The sequence below is a fragment of the Bradyrhizobium sp. MI1.3 genome (assembly GCF_055811695.1).
Map to the genome: position 1 here is coordinate 1 of NZ_JBVVPQ010000184.1, position 2,282 is coordinate 2,282.

2 protein-coding genes are annotated in these 2,282 nt (G+C 64.1%); both read right to left on the bottom strand.

The features are described from left to right. Nucleotides 1–44 precede the first annotated feature (44 nt). The gene (gene istB / locus AC0L3A_RS40470; RefSeq protein WP_247337631.1) at nucleotides 45–884 is read right to left on the bottom strand and encodes an IS21-like element helper ATPase IstB; all 840 of its coding nucleotides are present in this window, start codon (nucleotides 882–884) and stop codon (nucleotides 45–47) included. 20 nt (nucleotides 885–904) lie between these two features. Further along, entirely contained in the window at nucleotides 905–2,206 is a 1,302-nt protein-coding gene (istA, locus tag AC0L3A_RS40475) for an IS21 family transposase (protein ID WP_247337632.1), read from the bottom strand. Nucleotides 2,207–2,282: the final 76 nt, after the last annotated feature.

The window sequence follows — 2,282 nt, forward strand, 5'->3', positions numbered from 1 at the left end:
ACTGCCCCCTTTGCGTCATGAAGAACTGCCCCCCACCATCGGGATTATGATTTCGGTTGAAGGTTGTTTCCGCCGGTGACGGGCCGGAGGGAGGCGGAGCCGACCGGAGGGCCGTCACCGGCGGTCGGCGTCTTGATGAGGCCGCTCTTGCGCTTGGCTCGGAGCCGGTAGCTGTCGCCGCGGATCGTCAGCACGTGGCTGTGGTGCAAGAGCCGGTCGAGGATCGCGGTGGCGACCACGGGATCAGCGAACACGGTGCCCCATTCGGCAACGCTGCGGTTCGAGGTGATCAGCATGGCGCCAGTTTCGTAGCGCCGGCTGACCAGTTGGAAGAACAGATGTGCCGCGTCAGGTTCCAGCGGCAGGTAGCCGAGCTCGTCGACGATCAGCAGCTTTGGCTTCGATAGCGCGAGCAGTTTCTCGTCCAGACGCCGTTCGCCATGGGCCTTGGCAAGGCCTGCGACCAGCGTCGTCGCCGTGGTGAACTGCACCGTGTACCCGGCCAGGATCGCCTCTCGCCCCAGCGAGATCGACAAGTGCGTCTTGCCGACTCCGGGTGGCCCGAGCAACAGCACGTTCTCTCCGTTGGCGATCCAACGTGACGCGGCAAGGTCACGGATCTGTTTGGGATCGATCGACGGCTGCGCCTCGAAGTCGAAGCCCGCCAGTTCCTTGACGGCTGGGAAGTGTGCGAGCTTCAGCGCCATCTCGATGCGGCGATGATCCTTGCGTGCGATCTCGCGCTCGCACAGCAGGATCAGCGTCTCACGCGCCGACAGGTTCGCGCGCGCCGCCTCGTCGAGCAGGCTGTCGAGCTGATCGCGGATGCAGGAGAGCTGCAATCGCGCCAGCATGGCATCGAGCGGATCGATCGTTTCTTCCATTATCTTCTTTCCCCACGCCATCAGAAGCCTCCTCCGACCACAGCTTCGTATTCGGCAAGAGAGCGTAACAACGACGGCGGTGGAGACGGATCCAGCACTGCCGCGATCTCCTGGCGGACCGCGCCATTGCGCCCAGCGACACCATCGAGATGGGCGGCGTCGACGATCCGCAGCCGGCGTCCCTCGGACTGCTTGTGCACTGCTACCTGGTGCAATCCATGGCGGATCCGGACTTCGCCGGCCGCGATCGTTACCGCCACGCGCTCGCCAATAAGGCGCCAGGGCACCGAGTAGCTGTTCGTGTCGATTTCGACGGCGCAATCATTGCCGACGACGCGGGTCAGTTCACGCAACGATCCGAACGACGGCTGCCCCCCGAGCGGCTTCAACCGATGTATCTCCTCACGCGCGAAGCGGATGATCGGCGCCTCGCCGGTCGTGCCGTGGATACGAACGTTCGCAACCTCACGCTCCCATCTGTCGAGATGCGCCTCGAATGCTTCCCAACTTGAGAAGGAATGACCGGCGATCGCATTCTTCTTCACGTAGCCGACGCCGTTCTCCGTCTTGCCCTTCGTGCGCGCCCGATATGGCGCGCAGGCGCGAGGACGGAAGCCCCAATGCTTTGCGAAGGCTATAAGCTTGTCGTTGAACTGAACCGACCGGCTCACCGCGTCGTGGCGCACGACAAGCGCGCGTGGATTGTCCATCAGCACTTCCTCCGGCACACCGCTGAAGGTCGTGAATGTGCTCTCGAGCCCGGCGAACCAATGCTCCTGCCTCTCGGCCCGGAACGCACGCACATGGAGCCGTCGCGAGTGCCCGAGCGTCGCCACGAACACGAATGCCTTGACTTTCGCCCCTCCGATCTCGACCAGGCGCTCCCCGAAGTCGATCTGCAGCTGCCGACCCGGTGGCGTCTCAAACCGCGTCGTCGCCAGCGCCTCCGCCTTCAGCGCCTGGCGATAGGGCTGCACGGCGCGTTGCAGCGTCCGCCGGCTGACTGCCACGCCTTTCTCGGCCAACAGGTCTTGGCGCACCACATCGGCATTGCCGCGATGCCGAATGAGCCTCTCGCGCAGCCAGCCCTCAAGGCCGTCGAGCTGCTTCTTCCGCTCAGGCGACTTGAACGGCTTCACACCGCCCGCCGCAACGTAGTCTTTCACAGTGTGATGGCTGCAGCCCAGCTGCCGCGCAATCCGCTTCACACCCCATCCGCACGCCCTCAGGCGCATCATCTCCGCCACGTCATCCGGCGTCTTCATCACCTGCCCCCGTGGATCATTCCACGGCGAGCCTTCAGTGATTCGTTCCCGCTTCATTCACTCTCTCCTCAGCTATTCGAGGAGGGGCAATTCCTCGTGACGCAGAGGGGGCAGTTTTCCACGGCGCGCGACA